Source organism: Rhodopseudomonas sp. BAL398 (assembly GCF_033001325.1).
Lineage (GTDB): Bacteria > Pseudomonadota > Alphaproteobacteria > Rhizobiales > Xanthobacteraceae > JARJEH01.
Window position 1 is genome coordinate 4,443,337 of the sequence record NZ_CP133111.1, and the last position, 23,634, is coordinate 4,466,970.

20 protein-coding genes are annotated in these 23,634 nt (G+C 65.0%); 8 read left to right on the forward strand and 12 right to left on the reverse strand.

Annotated elements, in window-relative coordinates:
• Nucleotides 1-25 precede the first annotated feature (25 nt).
• Nucleotides 26-532, reverse strand: a complete 507-nt coding sequence (locus RBJ75_RS20975) for a Fur family transcriptional regulator (protein ID WP_044418192.1) — start codon at nucleotides 530-532, stop codon at nucleotides 26-28.
• Between the two features lie 211 nt (nucleotides 533-743).
• Here RBJ75_RS20975 and RBJ75_RS20980 point away from each other — a divergent pair, with 211 nt between their 5' ends.
• Genes RBJ75_RS20980 through RBJ75_RS20990 form a run of 3 tightly spaced genes read left to right on the forward strand, consistent with a single transcriptional unit; the run spans nucleotide 744 to nucleotide 3,968 of the window.
• Nucleotides 744-1,226 carry a MarR family winged helix-turn-helix transcriptional regulator gene (locus RBJ75_RS20980; RefSeq protein ID WP_044418200.1) on the forward strand — a complete coding sequence of 161 codons (483 nt, stop codon included), beginning with the start codon at nucleotides 744-746 and terminating at the stop codon, nucleotides 1,224-1,226.
• Nucleotides 1,219-2,403 (forward strand): HlyD family secretion protein, encoded by a 1,185-nt coding sequence (locus RBJ75_RS20985; RefSeq protein WP_044418190.1) that lies wholly within the window; start codon nucleotides 1,219-1,221, stop codon nucleotides 2,401-2,403. The genes RBJ75_RS20980 and RBJ75_RS20985 overlap by 8 nt, the downstream gene beginning before the upstream one ends.
• Before the next feature lie 2 nt (nucleotides 2,404-2,405).
• A complete protein-coding gene (locus tag RBJ75_RS20990) occupies nucleotides 2,406-3,968 on the forward strand; it encodes a DHA2 family efflux MFS transporter permease subunit (RefSeq protein WP_044418188.1) in 1,563 nt (520 codons plus the stop codon).
• Between the two features lie 201 nt (nucleotides 3,969-4,169).
• On the opposite strand, the gene pcaF is transcribed toward RBJ75_RS20990, so the two are convergent.
• Nucleotides 4,170-5,378, reverse strand: a complete 1,209-nt coding sequence (pcaF, locus tag RBJ75_RS20995; RefSeq protein WP_044418186.1) for a 3-oxoadipyl-CoA thiolase — start codon at nucleotides 5,376-5,378, stop codon at nucleotides 4,170-4,172.
• 374 nt (nucleotides 5,379-5,752) lie between these two features.
• On the opposite strand from pcaF, the gene mutS reads away from it, so the two are divergent.
• Nucleotides 5,753-8,476 (forward strand): DNA mismatch repair protein MutS, encoded by a 2,724-nt coding sequence (gene mutS, locus RBJ75_RS21000; RefSeq protein WP_276156856.1) that lies wholly within the window; start codon nucleotides 5,753-5,755, stop codon nucleotides 8,474-8,476.
• Nucleotides 8,477-8,705: 229 nt separating this feature from the next.
• Here mutS and RBJ75_RS21005 read toward each other — a convergent pair whose 3' ends face one another.
• Nucleotides 8,706-9,650 carry a peptidylprolyl isomerase gene (locus tag RBJ75_RS21005; RefSeq protein WP_044416281.1) on the reverse strand — a complete coding sequence of 315 codons (945 nt, stop codon included), beginning with the start codon at nucleotides 9,648-9,650 and terminating at the stop codon, nucleotides 8,706-8,708.
• 339 nt (nucleotides 9,651-9,989) lie between these two features.
• Between RBJ75_RS21005 and secA the strand changes: the two genes are divergently transcribed.
• Entirely contained in the window at nucleotides 9,990-12,833 is a 2,844-nt protein-coding gene (secA, locus tag RBJ75_RS21010) for a preprotein translocase subunit SecA (RefSeq protein WP_276156855.1), read from the forward strand.
• 749 nt (nucleotides 12,834-13,582) lie between these two features.
• Here the strand turns inward: secA and RBJ75_RS21015 are convergent.
• The 6 genes from RBJ75_RS21015 to RBJ75_RS21040 form a co-directional block, all read right to left on the reverse strand.
• Nucleotides 13,583-15,076 (reverse strand): murein L,D-transpeptidase family protein, encoded by a 1,494-nt coding sequence (locus tag RBJ75_RS21015; protein ID WP_044418765.1) that lies wholly within the window; start codon nucleotides 15,074-15,076, stop codon nucleotides 13,583-13,585.
• A 272-nt stretch (nucleotides 15,077-15,348) separates the two neighbouring features.
• Nucleotides 15,349-16,311, reverse strand: a complete 963-nt coding sequence (locus tag RBJ75_RS21020; protein WP_044418769.1) for an acetyl-CoA carboxylase carboxyltransferase subunit alpha — start codon at nucleotides 16,309-16,311, stop codon at nucleotides 15,349-15,351.
• Between the two features lie 178 nt (nucleotides 16,312-16,489).
• Nucleotides 16,490-17,290 (reverse strand): siderophore-interacting protein, encoded by an 801-nt coding sequence (locus tag RBJ75_RS21025; RefSeq protein ID WP_080901281.1) that lies wholly within the window; start codon nucleotides 17,288-17,290, stop codon nucleotides 16,490-16,492.
• Nucleotides 17,290-17,925, reverse strand: coding sequence for a PadR family transcriptional regulator (locus RBJ75_RS21030; RefSeq protein ID WP_044418763.1), 636 nt, complete (start codon nucleotides 17,923-17,925; stop codon nucleotides 17,290-17,292). The genes RBJ75_RS21025 and RBJ75_RS21030 overlap by 1 nt, the downstream gene beginning before the upstream one ends.
• A gap of 317 nt (nucleotides 17,926-18,242) precedes the next feature.
• On the reverse strand, nucleotides 18,243-19,202 hold the full coding sequence (gene xerD, locus RBJ75_RS21035) for a site-specific tyrosine recombinase XerD (RefSeq protein ID WP_044404395.1): 960 nt from the start codon (nucleotides 19,200-19,202) through the stop codon (nucleotides 18,243-18,245).
• A 16-nt stretch (nucleotides 19,203-19,218) separates the two neighbouring features.
• Nucleotides 19,219-19,365 carry a hypothetical protein gene (locus tag RBJ75_RS21040; protein ID WP_044404392.1) on the reverse strand — a complete coding sequence of 49 codons (147 nt, stop codon included), beginning with the start codon at nucleotides 19,363-19,365 and terminating at the stop codon, nucleotides 19,219-19,221.
• Between the two features lie 190 nt (nucleotides 19,366-19,555).
• On the opposite strand from RBJ75_RS21040, the gene RBJ75_RS21045 reads away from it, so the two are divergent.
• From RBJ75_RS21045 to RBJ75_RS21055, 3 genes are read left to right on the forward strand one after another with little or no spacing between them, the layout of a single operon-like run.
• Nucleotides 19,556-20,176 carry a shikimate kinase gene (locus RBJ75_RS21045; protein ID WP_044404388.1) on the forward strand — a complete coding sequence of 207 codons (621 nt, stop codon included), beginning with the start codon at nucleotides 19,556-19,558 and terminating at the stop codon, nucleotides 20,174-20,176.
• Nucleotides 20,173-21,321 (forward strand): 3-dehydroquinate synthase, encoded by a 1,149-nt coding sequence (gene aroB / locus RBJ75_RS21050; protein WP_044404385.1) that lies wholly within the window; start codon nucleotides 20,173-20,175, stop codon nucleotides 21,319-21,321. Before RBJ75_RS21045 ends, aroB begins: the two co-directional genes overlap by 4 nt.
• Nucleotides 21,322-21,332: 11 nt before the next feature.
• Complete coding sequence (locus RBJ75_RS21055) at nucleotides 21,333-22,643, forward strand: HlyC/CorC family transporter (RefSeq protein WP_044404381.1); 1,311 nt, start codon at nucleotides 21,333-21,335, stop codon at nucleotides 22,641-22,643.
• A 75-nt stretch (nucleotides 22,644-22,718) separates the two neighbouring features.
• On the opposite strand, the gene RBJ75_RS21060 is transcribed toward RBJ75_RS21055, so the two are convergent.
• The 3 genes from RBJ75_RS21060 to RBJ75_RS21070 form a co-directional block, all read right to left on the reverse strand.
• Nucleotides 22,719-22,979 carry an SHOCT domain-containing protein gene (locus RBJ75_RS21060; protein ID WP_044404378.1) on the reverse strand — a complete coding sequence of 87 codons (261 nt, stop codon included), beginning with the start codon at nucleotides 22,977-22,979 and terminating at the stop codon, nucleotides 22,719-22,721.
• Nucleotides 22,980-22,982: 3 nt separating this feature from the next.
• Complete coding sequence (locus RBJ75_RS21065) at nucleotides 22,983-23,213, reverse strand: hypothetical protein (RefSeq protein ID WP_044404375.1); 231 nt, start codon at nucleotides 23,211-23,213, stop codon at nucleotides 22,983-22,985.
• Nucleotides 23,214-23,319: 106 nt separating this feature from the next.
• Nucleotides 23,320-23,589: a BolA family protein gene (locus RBJ75_RS21070; protein WP_044404408.1), complete on the reverse strand. Its 270-nt coding sequence runs from the start codon at nucleotides 23,587-23,589 to the stop codon at nucleotides 23,320-23,322.
• Nucleotides 23,590-23,634 lie beyond the last annotated feature (45 nt).

Here is a 23,634-nt window from a genome sequence, read left to right on the forward strand (position 1 = left end):
AACGGCCTTATGGCGCCGGGACAGACTAAGCCGATAGACTTTGCCCGGCGGCTTGGCAATGGGCGCAGATGCCGGTGATTTCCACCACCGACAATTTGGGCGTGAAGCCGGTCAGCCGCGCGGCGTCGTTCAGCGCCTTGGCCACCGGCGTCGCCGGAAGCTCGCCGACCGAGCCGCAGCTGTCGCAGATCAGGAACGCCACCGCTGAGGCGTCGGCATGATCGTGCGCGCAGGCCAGGAACGCATTGCGGCTTTCAATGCGATGCACCAATCCGTTCTGCATCAGAAAATCCAGCGCCCGATACACCGTGATCGGCGCCGGCCGCGGCATATGCCGCGCCAGCTCGTCGATCACCTCATAGGCGCCGAGCGGACGGTGGCTCGACAACAAGGCGCGCAGCACATGGCGCCGGATCGGCGTGAAGTTCCGCGCGCGGCCGGCGCAGACCTGCTCGGCATGCGCGATCGCATCCGCGGTGCAGCGGTCGTGATCATGGTCGGGCGCTGGAAAAGTCGGCTTTGCGGCTGTCATCGGCTAACCTGTGCTGGGCAAGGAACACTTGTCCGTTACCAGACATGTGGTGTTCGATCCTCGGATTGTAACACGCGATCAAGCAATCTCGCACCGTCCTGTGCCGCGCGACGAGCCATGCGCGCCGGGCAGGCGACTTATGCACCCGATACCTCTCGTTGAATTCATAAGCTAGCTTATGTTACCGCAAGCTTAGGGAGTGCAGCGGTCCATGGCGCGCGGTTCGGTCGACATTAACTTTATGTTTACGCTGGCCGAGGTGCAGCGGCTGCTACGGGCCTATGCGGACAAGCGCGCCGCTTGCCATGGCATCACCCGCGCGCAATGGGCGGTGCTGGCCAAGGTCGAGCGCTGCGAAGGCATGAAGCAGACCGAGCTCGCCGAACAGATGGAGATGCAGCCGATCACGTTGACGCGGTTGATCGATCGGTTGTGCGACCATGGCTGGCTCGAACGCCGCCTCGACGACAGCGACCGCCGGGTCAAGCGACTCTATCTACGTAAGGCCGCGCGACCATTGCTCGGCAAACTCGCCGGCGTCCGCTCGGAAATCACCGCCACTGCGCTCGCGGGCATTGCCCCGGCCGATACGCAGCGGCTACTCGCCCAATTGGAAACCATCAAGGAAAACGTCCGTGCCGCGGTTCACGCCGCGCAGGGCCAACCTGCACGAAAGGAACAGCATCATGGCTGATCCAGTTTTGAAGTTTTCGCCCGAACAAAAGGCGGTACCCGAGATACAGCCGCCCGCGCATCCGCCGGCCAAGGAACCGCCGCCTCAGCGGCTGACCGGCTTGCGCAAATATCGGCGCCCGCTGCTGCTGATCGTGCTGCCGCTGCTCGCGCTGATCGTCGGCTTCGCCTTTTATCTGACTGGCGGCCGCTACGTCACCACCGACGACGCCTATGTGGGCGCCCAGAAAGTGCTGATCACCCCCGACGTCGCCGGCAAGATCGTCAGCGTCACGGTGAAGGAGGGCCAACAGGTCTCGCCCGGCGACGTGCTGTTCCAGATCGATCCGGTGCCGTATCGGCTGGCGCTGGCGCAGGCCCGCGCCAAACTCGCCGACGCCAAGACCAGCCACGATAATCTGGTCGCCAACGTCAAGCTGTATGGTCAGACCGTCGATCTGGTGAATGCCGGCATCGACTTGAAGCAGCGCGACGTCGATCGCAAATCCTCGCTGGTCAAGAGCAATGCCGGGTCGCAGCTCGACCTCGATAACAGCGCGACCACATTGGTGACGGCGAAGGCGCAGCTGCAGCTGGTGAAGCAGCAGCGCTCGACCGCGCTCAATCAATTGCTCGGCGATCCCGAACTGCCGCTCGAGCAGTTTCCGGCCTATATGGAAGCCAAGGCGGCGCTCGATAATGCGCAACGCAATCTCGATCTGGCGACGGTTCGGGCGCCGATGAGCGGCACCGCCACGCAAGTCGACAATATCCAGCTCGGCCGCTTCGTCGCCGCCGGAACGCCGGTGTTCAGCGTGATCGACACCACGGCGCCGTGGGTCGACGCCAATCCGAAGGAAAGCGACTTCACCTATGTGGCGGTCGGCCAGAAAGTCACCGTCGACGTCGACGCTTTTCCGGACCACGTCTTCACCGGCACGGTAACCTCGCTCAGCCCCGGCACCGGCGCGCAATTCGCGATTCTGCCGCCGCAGAACGCCACCGGCAATTTCGTCAAGGTGGTGCAGCGGGTGCCGCTGCGGATCGCGCTCGATCCCAGCGACCCGGCGGTGCGCAAGCTGAAGGCCGGCATGAGTTCCTTCATCTCGATCGACACCCATCACCACCGCTCGCTCGCCAAGATCCTCGGCTTTGAATCTGCGGTGGCGGCGCCGGCCCAGAACCAGGACGGAAACTGACGATGTCGACCGCCGCCGCAGCACCGATCGCGGTTCCGGGCCTGCGCCGGAACATGGTTACGATCTGCGCCATGACGGCGACGATCATGCAGGCGCTCGACACCACCATCGCCAATGTGGCGCTGCCCTATATGCAGGGCTCGCTGTCGGCGTCGCAGGACCAGATCAACTGGGTGTTGACCTCCTACATCGTCGCCGCCGCGATCATGACCGCGCCGGTCGGCTGGATCGCCAACCGGTTCGGCCGCAAGCGCATCTTCATCATCTGTGCGGGCGGCTTCACCATCGCCTCGGTGATGTGCGGCCTGGCGCAGAACATCAACCAGATGGTGGCATTCCGGCTGCTGCAGGGCGTGTTCGGCGCGGCGCTGGTGCCGTTGTCGCAGGCGGTGATGCTGGACACCTACGCGCTGCACGAGCGCGCCAAGGCGATGGCGATCTGGGGCATGGGCGTGATGATGGGGCCGATCATGGGCCCCTCATTGGGCGCCTGGCTGACCGAGACCTATTCCTGGCATTGGGTGTTCTTCGTCAATCTGCCGTTCGGCGTGTTCACCGTGCTGGGCCTGCTGGCCTTCATGGACGAGACCAAGCAGAACACCACGCTGCGATTCGACTGGTTCGGTTTCGCCGCGCTGGCGATCGCGATCGGCTCGATGCAGCTGGCGCTCGACCGCGGCGAGCAGCTCGGCTGGATGGAATCCAATGAAATCATCGCCGAGGCGATCATCTCGGTGGTCGGCTTCTACTACTTCTTCGCGCATTCCTTCACCACCGCCAAGCCGTTCATCCAGTTCGCTATCTTCAAGGACCGCAATTTCATCGGCGGCTGCGTGTTCATGGCGGTGATGGGGCTGGTGCTGTTTTCCACCATGGCGCTGGCGTCGCCCTATCTGCAGAACGTCGCCGGCTATCCGATCATGACCGCCGGTCTGCTGCTGGCGAGCCGCGGCTGCGGCACCTTCGTGGCGATGATGCTGGTGGGACGGCTGATGCGCTATGTCGAGGCCCGCAGCCTGATCGCCTTCGGCCTGACGCTGACCTGCGCGTCGCTTTATGTGATGACCGGCTGGACCGACCAGACCCCGGTCCACAGCATCATCGTCACCAACATCATCCAGGGCTTCGGCTTCGGCCTGGTGTTCGTGCCGCTGTCGACGGTGGCGTTCCTGACGCTGCCGAGCCATCTGCGCACCGACGGCACCTCGATGCTGACGCTGGTGCGCAACGTCGCCAGTTCGATCGGCATTTCGGTGGTGATCGCGCAGCTGACCTCGGGCTCTCGACAGGCGCATGCGGTGCTGGTCGAGCACGTCACCCCGTTCAATGATGCGATGCAGATGCCGAATGTCACCGGCTCGATCGACATGAGCACCACCACCGGCCAGGCGATGATGGATGCCATCGTCAATCTGCAGGCGCAGATCATCGCGTTCGCGCATGATTATCAGCTGGTGATGCTGGTCACCGCCTGCGCCATCCCGCTGGCGATCATGATCGGCTCCACCAAGGTCGCGCTGCGCCAGCAATCGCAGGCGCCGGATCATGTGGCGGTGATCGACTAGCGCGATCGGATAAGACTAAAGGTTCAGTGTGCCCGGACGCAGTGCAACGCCGTTTCGCGTCCGGGACACAGGCTGAAATTGAGAGCCCTCATGGTGAGAAGCGCGCAGCTTTGCGCGCGTCTCGAACCATGAGGGAATGAGCAGCCTCATCCTTCGAGACGCCGCGCAACCGCGCGGCTCCTCAGGATGAGGCGCAATCCGTCAATTCATCTTCTCGATCGCCATCGCGACGCCCTGGCCGACGCCGACGCACATCGTCGCCAGCGCCAATTTGCCGCCGCGCTTTTCCAGGCCGTGCACGGCAGTCATCGCGAGACGCGCGCCGCTCATGCCGAGCGGGTGGCCGAGCGCGATCGCGCCGCCATGCGGATTGACGAAATCGCCGTCATCGGCAACGCCAAGCTGGCGCAGACAGGCCAGGCCCTGCGAGGCGAAGGCCTCGTTGAGTTCGATCAGGTCGAAATCGCTGATCTTGAGCCCTAGCCGTTCCATCAGTTTTCGCGTCGCCGGCACCGGGCCGATGCCCATGATCCGCGGCGGCACCGCGGCCGAGGCCAGGCCCAGGATGCGCGCGCGCGGCGTCAGGCCGTGCTTCTTGATCGCGGCTTCCGAGGCCAGGATCATCGCGGCCGCGCCGTCATTGACGCCCGACGCATTGCCCGCCGTCACGGTGCCGGGATTGCGCACGATCGGGCGCAATTTGGCGAGGCCTTCCAGCGTGGTGTCCGGGCGCGGATGTTCGTCCTTGTCGATGGTGATCGGCCCGGCCTTGCCGCCGGGCGCCGTCACCGCGACAATCTCCTCGGCGAAATAGCCCGATGCGATCGCCGCACCGGCGCGCTGCTGGGAGCGGATCGCGAAGGCGTCCTGGTCGGCGCGGGAGATCTGGAATTCCTCGGCGACATTCTCGCCGGTCTCCGGCATCGCATCGACGCCGTATTGCGCCTTCATCAGCGGATTGATGAAGCGCCAGCCGATCGTGGTATCGAAGATCTCGGCCTGGCGCGAAAACGCCTCGGCCGCCTTGCCCTGCACAAACGGCGCCCGTGTCATCGATTCGACGCCGCCGGCAATCGCCAGATCGATCTCGCCGGCGCGGATCGCGCGGGCCGCGGCGCCGACCGCGTCGAGCCCGGAGGCGCAGAGCCGGTTCAGCGTCAGGCCCGGCACCGAATTCGGCAGGCCGGCCAGCAGCAGCGCCATCCTGGCGACGTTGCGGTTGTCCTCGCCGGCCTGGTTGGCGCAGCCGAAATAGACCTCGTCGACCGCGGCCCAGTCGAGCTTCGGATGCTTCTCCATCAGCGCTTTGATCGGGGTGGCGGCGAGATCGTCGGCGCGGACCTTGGCAAGCGACCCGCCGAACCGGCCGATCGGGGTGCGAACCGCGTCGCAGACAAAGACATCGGCCATGATTCAATCTCCCTTGGGTTGCCATCCGGGCTTCGACGCCGGAATTGAGCGCGAGTTCTAGAAAGCACCACCGCCAAGGTCAATTGCCGGTCAATTCCGCCTGTCGGAAACCGTGTATTTCGCGGCCAAGCCGGTAGGAACCGGGCGCGGAATTTTGCTAGTGTTGAGCCGAGACCGGCGCGCCGGGTTCGGCCTCACCTCTCCCATAAAGAGAGGTCGGCGCGAAGCGCCGGGTGAGGGGTTATGCCCTCAAGATAGTCCGTCACCCCTCACCCCAACCCTCTCCCTAGGGGAGAGGGGGCGGTTCCGATGCCACTCCGCATCGATTCCAAGGGACCAGTTCCAAGGGACCAGTTTCGAGTTTGCCGCCCACCATGACGATACAACCCGCTGTTCCCGTGCCTCCCGAATCCGCCGCGTCCGCGGAGCCGCCCGCGCGGGTTTCGCCGATGATGGAGCAGTACCATGAAATAAAGGCCGCCAATCCCGGCCTGCTGCTGTTCTACCGGATGGGCGATTTCTACGAATTGTTCTTCGAGGACGCCGAGATCGCCTCGCGCGCGCTGGGCATCACGCTGACCAAGCGCGGCAAGCATCAGGGGCTCGACATTCCGATGTGCGGCGTGCCGGTGGAGCGCTCCGACGATTATCTGCACCGGCTGATCGCGCTTGGCCACCGCGTTGCGGTGTGCGAGCAGACCGAGGATCCCGCACTGGCCCGCGCCCGCAAGAGCGTGGTGCGCCGCGACGTGGTGCGGCTGATCACGCCCGGCACCCTGACCGAAGACACTTTGCTCGATGCCCGCGCCAATAATTATCTGCTGGCGATCGCCCGCGCCCGCGGCTCCGCCGGCACCGATCGTATTGGCCTCGCCTGGATCGACATTTCGACCGCCGAATTCATCGTCACCGAATGCGCAACCGGCGAATTGGCCGCCACTTTGGCGCGGATCAATCCCAATGAGGTGATCGTCACCGACGCGCTCTATGGCGATGCCGAACTCGGGCCGTCGTTACGCGAATTGCCGGCGGTGACGCCGCTGACCCGCGACGTGTTCGATTCGGCCACCGCCGAGCGGCGGCTGTGCGATTACTTCGCGGTCGCCACCATGGACGGGCTGTCGGCGATGTCGCGGCTGGAAGCCACCGCGGCCGCCGCCTGTGTCACCTATATCGACCGCACCCAGCTCGGCAAACGCCCGCCGCTGTCGCCGCCGTCGCGCGAGATGGCGGGCGCCACCATGGCGATCGATCCGGCGACCCGCGCCAATCTCGAACTGACCCGGACGCTAAGCGGCGAACGCAAGGGTTCGCTGCTCGATGCCATCGACTGCACCGTCACCGCCGCGGGCTCACGCTTGCTGGCGCAGCGGCTGGCGGCGCCGCTCACCGATGTGGCGATGATCGCGCGCCGGCTCGACGCGGTCGCGAGCTTCGTCGCCGAGCCAGCGCTGCGCGACGATATCCGCGCGTCATTGCGCGCGGCGCCCGATATGGCGCGCGCGCTGGCCCGGCTCAGCGTCGGCCGCGGCGGGCCGCGCGATCTGGCCGCCTTGCGCGACGGCGTGCTGGCCGCCGATCAGGTGCTGGCGCTTCTGGCGCAGCTCGATACCCCGCCGCACGACATCGCCACCGCGATGGCGGCGCTGCGGCGGCCGTCGCGGGATCTGGCCTTCGAATTCGCCCGCGGGCTGGCCGACGACCTGCCTTTGATGAAACGCGACGGCGGCTTCGTCCGCGACGGCTTCGACGCCGCGCTCGACGAGACGCGAAAACTGCGCGACGATTCCAGGCTGATCGTCGCCGCCATGCAGGCGCGCTATGCCGACGAGACCGGCGTCAAGGGCTTGAAGATCCGGCACAACAATGTGCTCGGCTATTTCGTCGAGGTCACCGCGCAGCACGGCGACAAATTGATGACGCCGCCGCTCAACGCCATTTTCATTCACCGCCAGACCCTGGCCGGGCAGACCCGCTTCACCACATCCGAGCTGGGCGAGATCGAGGCCAAGATCGCCAATGCGGGCGACCGCGCGCTCGGCCTGGAGCTGGAGATTTTCGACCGGCTGGCCGCGATGGTCGAGGCGGCCGGCGAGGATCTGCGCGCCGCCGCCCACGCCTTCGCCTTGCTGGATGTCGCGACCGCGCTGGCGAAACTGGCGGTGGACGACAATTATGCGCGGCCCGAGGTCGATGGCTCGCTTGCCTTTGCGATCGAGGGCGGCCGGCATCCGGTGGTCGAACAGGCGCTGCGCCGCGACGGCCAGCCCTTCATCGCCAATGCCTGCGACCTGTCGCCGGGGCCTGGGCAGCAATCCGGCCAGATCTGGCTGATCACCGGCCCCAACATGGCGGGTAAATCGACCTTTCTGCGCCAGAACGCGCTGATCGCGCTGCTGGCGCAGATCGGCTCCTTCGTGCCGGCGACCCGCGCCCGGATCGGCATTGTCGATCGCCTGTTCTCGCGCGTGGGCGCCGCCGACGATCTGGCGCGGGGACGCTCGACCTTCATGGTCGAGATGGTCGAGACCGCGGTGATCCTCAACCAGGCCAGCGAGCGCGCCCTGGTGATCCTCGACGAGATTGGCCGCGGCACCGCGACCTTCGACGGGCTGTCGATCGCCTGGGCGGCGATCGAGCATCTGCATGAAAGTAATCGATGCCGCTCGCTGTTCGCGACTCATTATCATGAGCTGACCGCGCTGTCGGGCAAGCTGCCGCGGCTGTTCAACGCCACCGTCCGGGTCAAGGAATGGCGCGGCGACGTGGTGTTCCTGCACGAGGTGCTGCCGGGCTCGGCAGACCGCTCCTACGGGATTCAGGTGGCGAAGCTGGCGGGGCTGCCGCCGGGCGTGATCACGCGGGCAAAATCGGTGCTGGCCAAGCTCGAGGCCCAGGATCGCGGCCAGAACGCCCGGGCGCTGGCCGAGGATCTGCCGCTGTTCGCGGTCACCGCCCGGGCGCCGGCCGAACCGTCGCCGCCCAGCGAAGCCGAGCAGCTGATCGCGGCGCTGGGGGCAATCCATCCCGACGAATTGTCGCCGCGCGAGGCGCTCGAGGCGCTTTATGCGCTCAAGGCCAAATTGCCGAAAGCGTGATCAAATAGATCAAGCCTTCAAGGTCGTCATTGCGAGGGGCTCTTGCGACGAAGCAATCCAGCCTGTGCTTTGGGCTCCTGGATTGCATCGCTGTCGGACGGCGCTGCGCGCCGGCCTCGGCTCGCAATGACGGAATCATGGCTGATTTGATGGGTTTCTTTCAGTCAGGCTTTGCGCCCAGCAAAAAGCCGCGCCCCGGACGGGACGCGGCTTGATCGATGCGTGGAGCTTACTTCTTCGCCGGCGCCATCTTGGAATCGGCCGGCTTGGCCGCATCCGCGGGCTTCGCCGCGTCCGCGGGTTTGGCCGCATCGGCCGGCTTGGCGACTTCCGCCGGCTTGTCCATGCGCTCGACCTTGGCGGATTTCCGCAGCTCGGCGACGTAATCCGACTGCGCCTTGCGGGTCACATAGGTCTCGATCTGGGCCTTGACCTGCTCGAATGACGGCGGAGTGCGGTTGCGCTTTTCCTCGACCTTGATGATGTGCCAGCCGAATTGCGACTTCACCGGCTCCGAGATCTTGCCCGGCTCCAGCGCGAAGGCTGCGGCGGAGAATTCCGGCACCATCTGCTCCTTGGTGAAGAAGCCGAGGTCGCCGCCGTCGGAGGCGCCCGGATCCTTGGATTCCTTCTTGGCCAATTCTGCGAAGTCGGCGCCCTTTTTCAGCTCCGCCTCGATCTCCTTGGCCTTGTCCTCGGTCTCGACCAGGATATGGCGGGCGTGAACTTCCTGCTCGCTGGCGATCTGCTTGGCGGCCTCGTCATAGACCTTCTTCATCGCCGCGTCGGTGGTCGCTGCCTTGCCTTCGGTCGCCAGCAGGCTGTCCATCAGCAGGCGATTGCGCGCGAAAGCCAGCTTGGTCTTGAAATCGGCGGTGTCGGCGATCTTCTTGTCCTCGGCCGCCTTGGCGACGATCTTCATGTCGATCAGGAACGACAACACGTTGTCCTGCTTGGTCGCCGGGTCCATCTGCGCCAGGCTGGGCCCGAGTTCTTGTTCGGCCAGGGTCACGTCGCTTTGGCGGATCTCGGCACCGTTCACCTTGGCAAGCACCGGATTGGCGTCTTCGGCGCGAACCGGAAGACCCGCAAACAGCACCAAAGCAAGGCAGCCGGTCACGGCGGTCAGGCCGAAGCGATGGCTGGATTTGGGTAACAACGACACGGCGGTCATGGAGAATCCTTATCTTCGGGAAATAGTGCTGTTTCGGGGCGGCGGGACAGTTGCCCAACCATGCGGCCTTGGCAACGCGAAAACTTGGTCAATTTCATGAATTCCGCGACCGGCTGGCGCGTTGACAACCCCCTGACCCAGCCATATCTGTCCCCAGACTAGTAAGGTGGGACAGGCATCGACCGGCCGAAGCTTGGCCGAATACCTCGGATTGCTGGATTCCCACTGATTTCGCGCGACGCCCGAACCGGATGCCAGCCCCTGCGTCACGATGAGTTGATAGCTTCGGTTGAATGATGTGCCGGCGGCGACGCCGAACTGCAAAGACAGGATTTTAGTATGCTCGGCGCGCTTGCTCGCAAATTTTTCGGCTCCGCCAATGATCGTCGCGTCAAGGCCTACCAGGCTCGGGTCGACGCCATCAACGCTCTGGAGCCGGAAATCGCCGCTTTGTCCGACGAGGCGCTGCGGGCCCGCACCGATGAATTCCGCAAACAGATCGCCGAAGGCAAGACCCTTGACGAATTGCTGGTGCCGGCCTTCGCCACGGTGCGCGAGGCCGCCAAGCGCACGCTCGGCCAGCGTCATTTCGACGTGCAGCTGATCGGCGGCATGGTGCTGCACGAGGGCGACATCGCCGAGATGAAGACCGGCGAAGGCAAGACGCTGGTCGCCACGCTGGCGGTCTATCTCAACGCGCTGGCCGGCAAGGGCGTGCACGTCGTCACCGTCAACGACTATCTGGCGAGCCGTGACTCCGGCTGGATGGGCCAGATCTACCGCTTCCTCGGCATGACCACCGGCGTCATCGTGCACGGTCTCGATGACGGCGAGCGGCAGAAATCCTATGCCTGCGACATCACTTACGGCACCAACAACGAATACGGCTTCGACTATCTGCGCGACAATATGAAGTACCGGCTCGAGGACATGGTGCAGCGCGGCCATGCCTACGCCATCGTCGACGAAGTCGACTCGATCCTGATCGACGAGGCGCGCACGCCGCTGATCATCTCCGGCCCGCTCGACGACCGTTCGGAATTCTACAACACCATCGACACCTTCCTGCCCAAGCTCGACAAGGCGACCGATTACGAGCTCGACGAGAAGCAGCGCACCGTGACGCTGACCGAAGCCGGCATGGAGAAGATCGAGACCCTGCTGCGCGACGCCGGCCAGCTCAAGGGCGAGTCGCTGTACGACGTCGAGAACGTCTCGGTGGTGCATCATATCAATCAGGCGCTGCGCGCCCATTCGCTGTTTTCGCGCGACAAGGACTACATCGTTCGCGACGACGAGGTGATCATCATCGACGAATTCACCGGTCGCATGATGCAGGGCCGACGCTATTCGGAAGGGCTGCACCAGGCGCTGGAAGCCAAGGAACACGTCACGGTCCAGCCGGAAAACCAGACGCTGGCCTCGATCACCTTCCAGAACTACTTCCGGATGTACGACAAGCTCGCCGGCATGACCGGCACGGCGCTGACCGAAGCCGACGAATTGTTCGACATCTACAAGCTCGAAGTGGTCGAGATCCCGACCAATCTGCCGATCGCGCGTCTCGACGAGGACGACGAGGTCTATCGCACCCAGAACGAGAAATACGCCGCGATCCTGGCCGAGGTCGAGCGCGCCAATGCGCGGCTGCAGCCGGTGCTGGTCGGCACCGCCTCGATCGAAAAATCCGAGGTGCTGGCCGACTACCTGCTCAAGCACGGCTACAAGCAGATCGACTTCGCCGATCCCAAGGGCATGGACAAACTCTATGCCGCCGCCCGCACCGGCAAGCCGGCGAAGTTGTTCGCGGTGCTGAATGCCCGCTTCCACGAGCAGGAAGCCTATATCGTCGCCGAAGCCGGCGTGCCGGGCGCGATCACCATCGCCACCAACATGGCCGGCCGCGGCACCGACATCAAACTCGGCGGCTCGCTGGAGATGCGGATCGAACACGACACCGCGGGCATCACCGACGAGGCCGAAAAGGCCGCCAAGATCGAGGAAATCAAGAAGGACGTAGAACGCTTCCGCGACATCGTGCTGAAGGCCGAGGATGTGGTCGAGATCGAGCCGGCGAAGGGCTCCAAGCCGGCCAAGACCGTGACCCGGCCCGGCGGGCTCTACATCATCGGCTCGGAACGCCATGAATCCCGCCGCATCGACAACCAGCTGCGCGGCCGTTCCGGCCGTCAGGGCGATCCCGGCCGCTCGAAATTCTTCCTGTCGCTGGAAGACGATCTGATGCGGATCTTCGGCTCCGACCGGCTCGACACCATGCTGACCAGGCTCGGCCTGAAGGAAGGCGAGGCGATCATCCATCCCTGGATCAACAAGGCGCTGGAAAAGGCGCAGCAGAAGGTCGAGGCGCGCAACTTCGACATCCGCAAGAATCTGCTGAAATTCGACGACGTCCAGAACGACCAGCGCAAGGTGATCTTCGACCAGCGCGTCGACCTGATGAAGGAAGACAGCGTCAACGAGACCGTCACCGACATGCGTCACGCCTTTGTCGAGGATCTGGTTTCCAAGCACGTCCCCGAACACGCTTATGCCGAGCAGTGGGATGTCGCCGGGCTCAAGGAAGAGCTGGATCGCGTGGTCGGCCTCGATCTGCCGGTCGATGAGTGGGCCAAAGAAGAAGGCATCGCCGACGAGGAATTGCTGGCGCGGCTGGAGAAGGTGTTCGACGAACACATGGCGGCCAAGGTGGCGCAATGGGGCCCCGAGGTGATGCGCTACGCCGAAAAGAGCATCCTGCTGCAGACCCTGGATCATCTGTGGCGCGAGCATCTGGTGATGCTGGATCATCTGCGCAACGTCATCGGGCTGCGTGGCTATGGCCAGCGCGACCCGCTGCAGGAATACAAGTCGGAGGCGTTCAGCCTGTTCGAGGCGATGATCGCGCATCTGCGCGAGGCGGTGACCGCGCAGCTGATGCGGGTCGAGATCATTCCGCCGGAGCAGGACCATGAGCTGCCGCCGATGGAAGCGCACAAGCTCGATCCGAACACCGGCGAGGACGAGATGTCGTTCGCCAATGTCTCGCTGGCGCCGGCCGACAATGCCGACAAGTCCGCGCGCGACCCGAACCGCCCCGAGACCTGGGGCAAGGTCGGCCGCAACGAGGATTGCCCCTGCGGCTCCGGCAAGAAGTACAAGCACTGCCACGGCCGCTACGCCTGAGCTGCGGCTTCGAGGCGGGGTGACCCGCTTGATTCCATAGAGCTTGTTTCCATGGATGCTGTCATTCCGGGGCGCGCGGCCGCAGGCTGAGCGAACCCGGAATCTCGCTTAGAGAGCAATTCTGTTTTTGATGGAATCAGGCTTGCGCTTCGGAGCACTCACAACGGGCACGCCCTCATGGTGAGAAGGCGCGAAGCGCCGTCTCGAACCATAGGCCGCAGACATCCGGCTCCTCATCCTTCGAGACGCCCGGCTTTGCCGGGCTCCTCAGGATGAGGACTCAGTGCCCTTGGGAACGACCAAATCCGCTTCGATCAATCGATCAATCGATCAAGCGCTTTAAGCGCCCTGCCTTGCCGCGAGATTCCGGGTTCGCTCGCAGCGGAGCTGCTCGCGCCCCGGAATGACCGAGTTTGATCAGACGGGTCATACCGACGGACGTTGCCGTTGACTCATCAATTGAGTCATGGCCGGGCTTGTCCCGGCCATCCACGCCTTTGATCCAGCACGGTTTTCAATGCGTGGATGCCCGGCACAAGGCCGGGCATGACGAACGCGAGGCTGTGCCCTTTGATGTCAGGTCGCCTGAAGCTGCGTCAGCGGCAACATCCCAGCGGCAAGATCCGAGGGTTGAGGCTGAGGCGGACTTCGGCGTGGTAGGTCGGTCCCTCGCAGATGCGGCCTGCCGGTCGAGGCGCTGTGGTCGTCGTCACCTGAAATGAAATTGCGGCGTCTTCGCCGGCGCAGCCTCAGCGCGCCGCTGAAAACCGGCTGTCGAACGAATTCGTCGACACCACCGGCGCGGCGCCGGCCATCGTGCTGCCGGACAGGGCGGCGGTGCTCTCGGAACCGAGCGAGGGCTTCAGCTGCGGCCGGGCAGCGGCCGTGTGCCTTGGCGGTTCGGCCGGGGTCGGCACCTGCGCCTGATGTCGCGGCGGCGCTGCGCTGTCCTGACCTCTGACGGCATAATTTCGCGGGGCCGTCTTGGGCTTGGCGCGGGGAATCGGCAGCGGGACCGCCTCGGCGGTCGGCTTGGCCTCGTGGCTGCCGATCCCGACCTTGCTGGCGAGGCTGCTGAAGAAATTGCTGGAGCTGGACGGGTTGTTTGACTCCACGGACGCGACATAGGCCTTAGGCGCGGTGGATTCCACCGCGGCCGCTGGCTCCGACACGGTGCCGGTCACGCCGGCGGAGATTCGCGGAGGGTTGACGGTCGGCGGGATCGTGCCCGGCGCGCGGGTCATCGCCGCGAGCGCCAGGCTTTGACTGTCGCCGCCTTCCGACAGGCCGGTCGAGGCATCGGGCAGCTTGGCGGCGAACACGCGGTTCATGCCGCCATCGATGCCGGTCTGCAGCCGCGCCACCGGCATGCCCTTGGAAATCAGCTCGGCGGTCTTGATGTCATCGCTCCGCTCCTTGGCCTTCACGGCCGAGGCGATCGAATCGGGGATCACATAGGCCGGGCACTTGCCGGCGGGGTTGAACGACAGCGGCTGCGATGCATCCGGCGGGGCGGCCGCGTCGAATACGTATTTCTTCTCGCAGAAATCGACCTTCGGCTCCTGCCGCGTCACCTCGAAATGATCATTGCCTTCCTTAAGCATCTTCCAGAACGGCATGTTCGGATTGTTGCGATGCTTGGCCAGGTTGGCCGGCGTCATCCGGAACGGATAGGCCTGAAGCTGGAACGCGCGCTGGCCGCCGAAAAACGATTCGCGGCCGAGCGAATAAATCTCGGCGATCTGTTCGTCGGTCATCGCGTAGCAGCCGCGCGACGAGCAGTCGCCATGCACCATCAGCTGCGAGCCGGTGCGCCCGAGCGCGCGATCGAAGGCGTTCGGATAGCCGGTGTTGAACGACAGGTAATAGGACGATTGCGGATTCATCTGGCCGGGCGAGATCGCGTAGAATCCTTCCGGCGCCTGGCGGTCGCCTTCGCGGATCTTCGGTCCGAGATCGCCGGACCAGCGGCAGATCGGATAGGTCTTGAGCAGAGCAAAACGGCCTGAGCGAGTCTGCTTCCAGATCTCGAGCTCGGCCTCCTGTTTGAACAGCCGCACCAGGATCGGCGATTGCAGATCCATGTCCTTGGTCTGCATCTCGGAAACCAAGCGCGGTGGCACCGGCTGATTGGCCTTGGCGTTACTCGCCAGCGAAATCTGGTCGCTATTGCAGCCGGCCAGCGCCAAGCCGGCCGCAAGCACGGCCGAGGCGACAAGCGCGCGACCTGGGAGATTGATCAAAGCGAAGCTCCGCAGCCAATGGGCAAATTCAGTCTCCGATTGTCGACAATTGTGCCCATTACCCTAGCCAAATATTATCCTTAAGACCCCGTGCTCGCAAGCCGATCAAGGCGGTGCGGACGCGCCATGCCGGGGCATGGTCAAGGAACACTGAACACGCCGCTCGCGGCCAAACTTGGACCGAACCGGCAGGCCGATGAATATGGTTAAGGAAGGTTGAGCAGAGGCTGGCGGAGCTCAGCCGTCCGCCGCATCAGTCCGGCGGGGCCGGATCAGGCCAGTTTGCGGCCGATATCGAGGAATTTCTGCCGCCGCTGCTTGCGGATGGTGTCGCGGTCCAGGTCTGCCATCGCGGCGAAGGCCTGGGCGATGGCGTCGCCCGCGGTCGCAATCATGGCGGCGGGATCGCGATGCGCGCCGCCTTTCGGCTCCGGCAGGATCTGGTCGATCACGCCGAACCGCGCCAGATCCTGCGCGGTGATCTTCATCGAGGTCGCGGCTTCCTGGGCCTTGGCGGCATCGCGCCACAGGATCGAGGAGGCGGCTTCGGGCGAGATCACGCTGTAGATCGCGTGTTCCAGCATCAGCACCCGGCTGGCGGTGGCAATCGCGATGGCGCCGCCGGAGCCGCCTTCGCCGATCACGACCGCGACATTGGCAACGCCGAGCGCCAAGCAAGCGTCGGTGGAGCGCGCGATGGCCTCGGCCTGGCCGCGTTCCTCGGCGCCGATGCCCGGATAGGCCCCGGCGGTGTCGACCAGCGACAGCACCGGAATGCCGAAACGATCGGCCATTTCCATCAGCCGCACGGCCTTGCGATAGCCTTCCGGCCGCGCCATGCCAAAATTATGCTTGAGCCGGCTCTCGGTGGAGGCGCCCTTTTCCTGGCCGATCACGCAGATGCTTTCGCCGCGGAAACGGCCGAATCCGCCGACCAGAGCTTCGTCCTCGCCGAATTTGCGATCGCCAGCCATCGGGGTGAATTCGGTGATCAGCGTCTCGATATAGTCGAGGCAATGCGGCCGCTGCGGATGCCGCGCCACCTGGGTCTTCTGCCATGGGGTCAGCGTGGCATAGAGGTCGTGCAAGGCCTGTCCGGCCTTTTCCTCGATCCGGCTGATTTCCTCGCCGATGTCGCTGCCGGACTCCGCCAGCGCACGCAATTCGTCGATCTTGGAATCAAGTTCCGCGACCGGCTTTTCAAAATCGAGATAGCTGCGCATGGGATCAGGCATTTGCACGATATGGGGTCTGGGAGGGACGGGCGATAGCGGCCAAACCCGGCTTTTCTAGCCATCGGCCGCCCGAGTCAAGCGGGCGACGCAAAAGGTAATTTGTGTCAACGACTTGGTTTCGCGCTCGCGCGGCCCACATGCGGCCATCGGCGGCGCCCGATGGCGGCAGATGACGTCCTCAGTCTTCGATGGTCTCGTGGGCGTCGGGTTCGCCGCGTTTCCAATAGCCCGCCGCCTTGGTCCAGGCTTTGGGATGGCCGCGCTGTTCGACGATCTCGCGCCGCAGCGCCCGGGCGACCGCCGCCTCGGCGGCGATCCAGACAAAACCCTCGCCTTCCGGCAGCGAAAACGCCGCCAGCGCCGCCAGCAGCTGGGCAGCGTCATCGGACGACGGATCGCGCGCGATCCAATGCGGCGTCCAGGCAGCAGCGGTGGCCAATTGCTGCGCGGCGCCGTCGGCGGTGATCACGAAACTCGCCACGGCCACGCCGGGGCGCAATTCCTCGACGCGGCGGCCGATCGCCGGCAGCGCGGTCTCGTCGCCGATCAGCGCATACCAGTCGAAATCGTCCGGCACCACGCTGGAGCCGCGCGGGCCGCCGATCTCGAGCGTGTCGCCGAGCCGCGCCGATGCCGCCCATTGGGTCGCCGGCCCGGCCTCGTGGAGAGCGAAATCGATCGTCAGCGATCCGCGCGCTCGGTCGAACCGGCGCGGGGTAAAATCCCGCATCACCGGTTTGCCGTCGGCGCCGGCCGGAAAGATCAGTTTGACGTGGTCGTCATGGCCGAGGCTGACGAAATCGCCGAGCTCCGGCGAGGTCAGGTCGAACCGCAGCATCCGCGACGGCAGCGGCGTGATTGCCGCCACTGTGAGCAGACGGCGGCGGAGTTCGTGGCGAACGCGCTGCACCTGATGGCGCGGCGTGTGATCCGGGCCAGGGGGAGTGCCCTGGCCCGGCAAGGTGTCGGTTCTGCTCATCACAGCCGCTCGATCTTGCTGGCGGCTTCGTCGATCAGCGCCACCGCTTCGTGCAGTTTGTCCTTGCCGAGGCCGGCGCCGAGCCGATGCATCAGCACGCTTTTGAGGTTGTGCATGGCGCGGCGCACCGGCACCGCGTCGGTGCGTTCGCGCATCGCGCCCATAGCTTCCAACCGCGCCAGCATGGCGGCGACTTCGGCGGCGTGCTCGGCAAGATGCGCGGTGCCGTCCGGCGTAATGGCAAATTGCTTGCGCGCGCCCTCCGACACCTGCTCCTCGATCAGGGTCATTTCGCTGAGCAGCGTCAGCGTCGGATAGATGATGCCGGGGCTCGGCGCATAGGCGCCGCCGGTCAGCTCCTCGATCGCGCGGATCAGATCATAGCCATGGCGCGGCCGGTCGGCGATCAGCTTGAGCAGCACCAGCCGCAGCTCGGCGCCCTCGAAGCGCCGGCGCCTTCCATGGCCGCGACCCTCGCCCTCCTCCTGCCAGTCCCCGGGACCGCCGTCGCGGCCGAACCGGCCGCCGCCGCGCGGGCCGGCATGGCGTTCGTCGCCAGCGTGGCGTTCGTCAAAGTGACGTTGGTGAAAATGTCCGCGACGGCCGTGGCCGAGCGCCTCTCTGAATCCAAACATGGAAAATCCTCTGTCTCGTTTATGATCGCTCTAAGATATATCATGAAAATCGGCGAAGCTAGCTCAAAGATATGTTTTCACCGCCTTGTGATATATTTTAGCGGGCCGGCAAATTGCTCCCCGCTGCTCCCCACCCGGACAGCTCGTCGCGCCGGTCGGCTAGCCCGAAGGGCGAAGCCGGGCGTCTCGAAGGATGAGGAGCCGGATGGTCTGCGGCCCATGGTTCGAGACGGCGCTTCGCGCCTCCTCACCATGAGGCGGTGCCTGTTGTGAGCGCTCCGAAGCGCAGTCCCGATTCCATCAAAAACAAAACTGCTCTAGTTGCCTTCCGCCAGCGGGTGCAGGTCGCGCACCAGGCTCTTGAGCCGCTCCTCGACCACATGGGTATAGATCTGCGTGGTGGAGATATCGCTGTGGCCGAGCAGGGTCTGGACGATGCGCAGGTCGGCGCCATTGTGCAGCAGATGGCTGGCGAAGGCGTGGCGCAGCACATGCGGGCTCACCAGCCGCGGCGGCAGCCCGGCGGTGAACGCCAATTCCTTGAGATCGCGGGCGAAATGCTGGCGGGTCAGGTGGCCGCTCTCGCCCGAGGAGGGAAACAGCCATTTGCCGGCGCTGGCGTTGGATTTCTTCTCCTTGCGCAACATTTCGGTCGCGGCGAGATAGCTGGCCATCGCCTGTTTCGAGGTCTCGTTGAGCGGCACCAGCCGCTCTTTATTACCCTTGCCGCGGACCACGATCATGCGGGCGTCACGCCGCGCCGCCGCCAAGGGCAGCGACACCAGTTCGGAGACCCGCAGCCCGGTCGCGTACAAGACTTCCAGCAGACAATACAGCCGCGCCGCCCGCAGCCGCGCCTGAGGCGACACTTCGGGCGCCTCGGCGGCTCGCCTGGCACAATCCAGCAGCCGGTCGACATCGGCGATCGACAGCACTTTGGGCAGGCCGCGCGCGCGTTTCGGTCCCGACAGGATCGCGGCCGGATCGTCGGCGCGGATCCGCTCGGTCAGCAAAAAGCGAAACAGGTGACGCAGCGCCGACAATTTGCGCGCCACGCTGGAGGATTTGTAGCCGCGGGAATCGAGGTCGCCGAGATAATCGCGCAGCGCCTCGGTGTCGGTGGTGACGAAGCTGCCCTTGCGGTGACCGAGGAAGTCGGAGAAATCCGTCAGATCGCCCCGATAGGCATCGAGCGTATTGCGCGGTGCGCCCTGTTCGGCGGCGATCATGTCGAGGAACAGGTTGGTGAGTTTTGCATCGGAGGAGCTGGCGGCCATCTGACAAGCCTAGCGGCTATTTCTTGAGAAACTTGTCGGCCTTGACGGTCACGGTCATTTCCCGCGGCTGCGGATTGACGAAATTCGCCAGCGCGAAGATCACGCCATAAATGATTCCGCCAATCACCGCGACAACCGTCAGAAACCGGAACAAAGAGGGCATAGCAAAGGTCTCAGGCGAAATTGTCTTGGCCGGCAACGATTTACCGTTGATAGGCGGCGGTTGAGACCCTGACTACGACCATGTTCGCCGGCCGGTTGCAAGAGACTCTGGCAACAGCCTTGACCCGGGTAGTATAACCGGCACCGATAACGCCGCCATGACCGTGCCGGTGAATTTGGGTGCCAGATCAATGTTCGAGACCGAGTCGCCGGCCGAGACCCGTGCGTTCACAGAAGCCGCGATCGTCGCGGCGCTGGGATCGCGTCCGGTCGTGCTGATCGGAATGATGGGGGCCGGTAAGTCGACCGTCGGTCGCCGGCTGGCGCTGCGGCTGGGCCTGCCGTTTCTCGATGCCGACAATGAAATCGAGGCGGCCGCGGCGATGTCGATCGCGGAGATTTTCGAAATCCATGGCGAGCCGCATTTTCGCGACGGCGAGGCGCGGGTGATCGCGCGGCTGCTCGACGGCGGCGCCAAGGTGCTGGCCACCGGCGGCGGCGCCTTCATGCGCGCCGATACCAGGGAGCGGATTCGCGACCGCGCGGTGTCGATCTGGCTCAAGGCCGAGTCCGATGTGATCCTGCGCCGGGTCAAGCGCCGCGCCGACCGCCCGTTGCTGCGCACCGCCGATCCCGCCGCCACCATCGAGCGGCTGATCGGCGAGCGGCATCCGGCCTATCAGAGCGCCGACATCACCATTGCGTCGCGCGACGTGCCGCACGAAAAGATCGTCGACGAATGCGTCGCGGCGCTGCACGCGTATCTCTGCCTTGGCAATGCCGCGCCCCCAACTCCGAGCGAGACCCCATGACCGCGCCATTGAACCATTCCGCCCCGATCACGGTCGAGGTCGCGCTTGGCGATCGCCGCTACGACATCCTGATCGGCCGCGACGTGCTGGAGCAGCTCGGCGGGCGAATCGCGGCGTTGCGACCGGGCGCGCGGACCGCGATCGTCACCGACCGCACCGTCGCCAAGCATTGGCTCGACCAGACCGAGGCTTCGCTCGCGGCCGCCGGCTTGTCCAGTTCCCAAATCATTGTCGGCGAGGGCGAGAGCTCGAAAACCTATGCCGGGCTGCAGACCGTCTCCGAGGCGCTGATCGCGGCGAAAATCGAGCGCAACGATCTGGTGATCGCGCTCGGCGGCGGGGTGGTCGGCGATCTGGCCGGCTTTGCGGCGGCGATCCTGCGCCGCGGCGTCGATTTCGTCCAGGTGCCGACCTCGCTGCTGGCGCAGGTGGATTCCTCGGTCGGCGGCAAGACCGGGATCAATTCGCCGCAGGGCAAGAACCTGCTCGGCGCGTTCCACCAACCGGTTCTGGTGATCGCCGACACCGGCACGCTCGACACGCTGTCGCCGCGCCAGTTCCGCGCCGGCTATGCCGAGGTCGCCAAATATGGCGCGATCGGCGACGCCGCGTTCTTCGCCTGGCTGGAGACCAACCACGGCGATATTTTCCAGGGCGGCAGCGCCCGCGAACACGCCATCGCCACCTCGTGCCGGGCCAAGGCGGCGGTGGTGGCGCGCGACGAGCGCGAGACCGGGGAGCGCGCGCTGCTCAATCTCGGCCACACTTTTGGCCATGCGCTGGAAGCCGCCACCGGATTCTCCGACCGGCTGTTCCACGGCGAAGGCGTCGCGGTCGGCATGGTGCTGGCGGCCGAATTCTCCGCCGAGCTCGGGATGCTGCCGCAGGACGACGCCACGCGGCTGTCGCATCACCTTGCCGAAGTCGGGCTGCCTACCCATCTGCAGGATATCGCAGGCTTTGCCCAGGAAGGCCTCGCCGACGCCGATGCGCTGTTGACCCTGATGGCCCAGGACAAGAAGGTGAAGCGCGGTCAGCTCACTTTCATCCTGTTGCAGGCGATCGGGCGCGCCGTGATCGCCAATAATGTCGAGCCCGCGCCGGTTCGGGACTTCCTGGCCCGGCAACTCGCGCGCAAACCCTGAGCATCGAACCAATGGACTGGCTTACCCTCGGCATCGTGTTGGCATGCCTGCTGTGCTCGGCGTTCTTCTCCGCCAGCGAGACCGCGCTGACCGCGTCGTCGCGCGCCAACATGATGCGGCTGGCCAAGCAGGGCAATCGCCGCGCCGGCATCGTCGGCCAATTGTTCGCCAAGCGCGAGCGGATGATCGGCGCGCTGCTGCTCGGCAATAACATCTTCAACATCGGCGCCTCGGCGCTGGCGACCGGGCTGTTCACCGCCTGGTTCGGCGATGTCGGCGTGCTTTACGCCACCGGCGTGATGACGGTGCTGGTGGTGATCTTCGCCGAGGTGCTGCCGAAGACCATCGCCATCAATGCGCCGGACCGGGTCTCGCTGTTCGCGGCAAGGCCGATGACGTTGATGGTGCTGATGCTCGGGCCGCTGCTGACGGTGATCGAGGCGATCGTGCGGGTGCTGATGAGCCTGTTCGGCATCAAGATCGGCCATGACCAGCCGCTGCTGTCGCCGACCGAACGGCTGCGCGGCGCGGTCGAGCTGATCCATCACGAGGGCGGCGTCGCCAAGCAGGACCGCGACATGCTCGGCGGCCTGCTCGATCTCAATGACCTGCAAGTGTCCGACGTGATGGTTCACCGCACCGAGATGGTGATGATCAACGCCGATCTGCCGCCCGAGGAACTGGTGCGCGAGGTGCTTTCCACCGAATATACCCGGATTCCATTGTGGCGCGACAAGCCGGAAAACATCATCGGCGTGCTGCACGCCAAGGACCTGCTGCGCGCGATCCGCGCCGCCGACGGCGAGACCGACAAGATCGACGTCACCACCATCGCGCTGCCGGCCTGGTTCGTGCCGGAGATGCGCCCGGTGTCGGAGCAGCTCAAGGCGTTCCGCAGCCGCAAGACCCATTTCGCCCTGGTGGTCGACGAATATGGCGAAGTCGAAGGCATGGTGACGCTGGAGGACATTCTCGAGGAGATCGTCGGCGACATCTCCGACGAGCATGACGTCGTGGTGGCCGGCGTGCGCACCCAGCCCGATGGGTCGGTGGTGGTCGACGGCTCGGTGCCGATCCGCGATCTCAACCGCGCGATGGATTGGCGCCTGCCCGACGAGGAGGCGACCACGGTGGCGGGGCTGGTGATCCACGAGGCGCGCTCGATCCCGGAGCGCGGCCAGAGCTTCACCTTTCACGGCTTCCTGTTCCGGGTGCTGCGCCGCGAGCGGAACCGGATTACCGCGCTGCGGATCGCGCCGGTGCCGCAACAGGCCGAGGTCGGGCTGCTCGCCAAGAAGCCGCGCGTCGGCCCCGTCTTCTGACGGCGTCGACGCCCAGCTGTTGCCCCGCGGCGCCGCGGATCAGCGCGCCACGCAGCAATGATCCGGGGACGTCAGTCAGCCGTTGAGGTCCTGCTTCTTCTGCAGGAATTCCTCGCGGTTGATTTCGCCGCGGGCATAGCGGTCTTCCAGCACGTCGAGCGCGACGCGCCGCGATTCGGTGGGATCATTGCGCGCCTTGGCGGCGGAATTGGTGCGGATAAACCAGGCCACCAGCACGGCGACGAGAATCAGGCCGACGATCCAGCTGATGATATTGAGCGGACCCATTCCGCCGAAGCTGTCGCCCATCATGCCCCAATGCGGTCCATGTCCCATCGATCAATCCTCCCCGGTCTGGCTGGCATCCGCCGTGCCGGCGTCATTGATTGCGGCCGCGCCGACCGCGATGGCATGGCCCCCAGCTGCAAAGCTCGAGGTGATCGAAATGAAGATGCGCGAGCTTGTCATCGGGCGAACTCTCCTGATGGCGGCCTTCAAAAACAGTGCCGCGAGAATCGCCCCTGGGAATAGTCTATGCAAGGTCGCCGCTTGATCCTTGATTTCGATCAAGCGCCGGCCAGGCGCAATCCTCGGGACTGGTCCCGAAGCTGGCAGGCTAGCCCTTGCCCGGGGAGCCTAAGCCTCGCCAGGGGAGTCTAAGCCTCGCCGGGGGAGTCTAAGCCTCGCCGGGGGCTTGGGCCTTGATCGCCAGCGCGTGCACCGAGCCGGCGAGTTCCGCCGCCAGCGTGGCATTGATCATGCGATGGCGGTCGAGTCGGCTCTTGCCCGCGAAGGCCGGGGACACGATATTGACCCTGAAATGGGTCTCGCCGCCCGGCCGGTGGCCGGCATGGCCTTCATGCAAATGTGATTCATCAATCACGTCGAGACTCACAGGAGCGAAAGCTTCGTTCAACTTCTGTGTGATAGAGTCTTTCGCTCTCATGATCTGGCCACGTCCGTCAGGGTAATGTTTGAAATTCATCTATTC

Coding starts and splice junctions, on each gene's coding strand:
- mutS (WP_276156856.1), top strand. CDS start 5,753: ATGACGATACAACCCGCTGTTCCCGTGCCTCCCGAATCCGCCGCGTCC.
- RBJ75_RS20980 (WP_044418200.1), top strand. CDS start 744: ATGGCGCGCGGTTCGGTCGACATTAACTTTATGTTTACGCTGGCCGAG.
- pcaF (WP_044418186.1), bottom strand. CDS start 5,378: ATGGCCGATGTCTTTGTCTGCGACGCGGTTCGCACCCCGATCGGCCGG.
- RBJ75_RS20990 (WP_044418188.1), top strand. CDS start 2,406: ATGTCGACCGCCGCCGCAGCACCGATCGCGGTTCCGGGCCTGCGCCGG.
- RBJ75_RS21055 (WP_044404381.1), top strand. CDS start 21,333: ATGGACTGGCTTACCCTCGGCATCGTGTTGGCATGCCTGCTGTGCTCG.
- RBJ75_RS21040 (WP_044404392.1), bottom strand. CDS start 19,365: ATGCCCTCTTTGTTCCGGTTTCTGACGGTTGTCGCGGTGATTGGCGGA.
- RBJ75_RS21060 (WP_044404378.1), bottom strand. CDS start 22,979: ATGGGACATGGACCGCATTGGGGCATGATGGGCGACAGCTTCGGCGGA.
- xerD (WP_044404395.1), bottom strand. CDS start 19,202: ATGGCCGCCAGCTCCTCCGATGCAAAACTCACCAACCTGTTCCTCGAC.
- RBJ75_RS21025 (WP_080901281.1), bottom strand. CDS start 17,290: ATGAGCAGAACCGACACCTTGCCGGGCCAGGGCACTCCCCCTGGCCCG.
- RBJ75_RS21020 (WP_044418769.1), bottom strand. CDS start 16,311: ATGCCTGATCCCATGCGCAGCTATCTCGATTTTGAAAAGCCGGTCGCG.
- RBJ75_RS20975 (WP_044418192.1), bottom strand. CDS start 532: ATGACAGCCGCAAAGCCGACTTTTCCAGCGCCCGACCATGATCACGAC.
- RBJ75_RS21030 (WP_044418763.1), bottom strand. CDS start 17,925: ATGTTTGGATTCAGAGAGGCGCTCGGCCACGGCCGTCGCGGACATTTT.
- secA (WP_276156855.1), top strand. CDS start 9,990: ATGCTCGGCGCGCTTGCTCGCAAATTTTTCGGCTCCGCCAATGATCGT.
- RBJ75_RS21005 (WP_044416281.1), bottom strand. CDS start 9,650: ATGACCGCCGTGTCGTTGTTACCCAAATCCAGCCATCGCTTCGGCCTG.
- RBJ75_RS21070 (WP_044404408.1), bottom strand. CDS start 23,589: ATGAGAGCGAAAGACTCTATCACACAGAAGTTGAACGAAGCTTTCGCT.
- RBJ75_RS20985 (WP_044418190.1), top strand. CDS start 1,219: ATGGCTGATCCAGTTTTGAAGTTTTCGCCCGAACAAAAGGCGGTACCC.
- RBJ75_RS21045 (WP_044404388.1), top strand. CDS start 19,556: ATGTTCGAGACCGAGTCGCCGGCCGAGACCCGTGCGTTCACAGAAGCC.
- aroB (WP_044404385.1), top strand. CDS start 20,173: ATGACCGCGCCATTGAACCATTCCGCCCCGATCACGGTCGAGGTCGCG.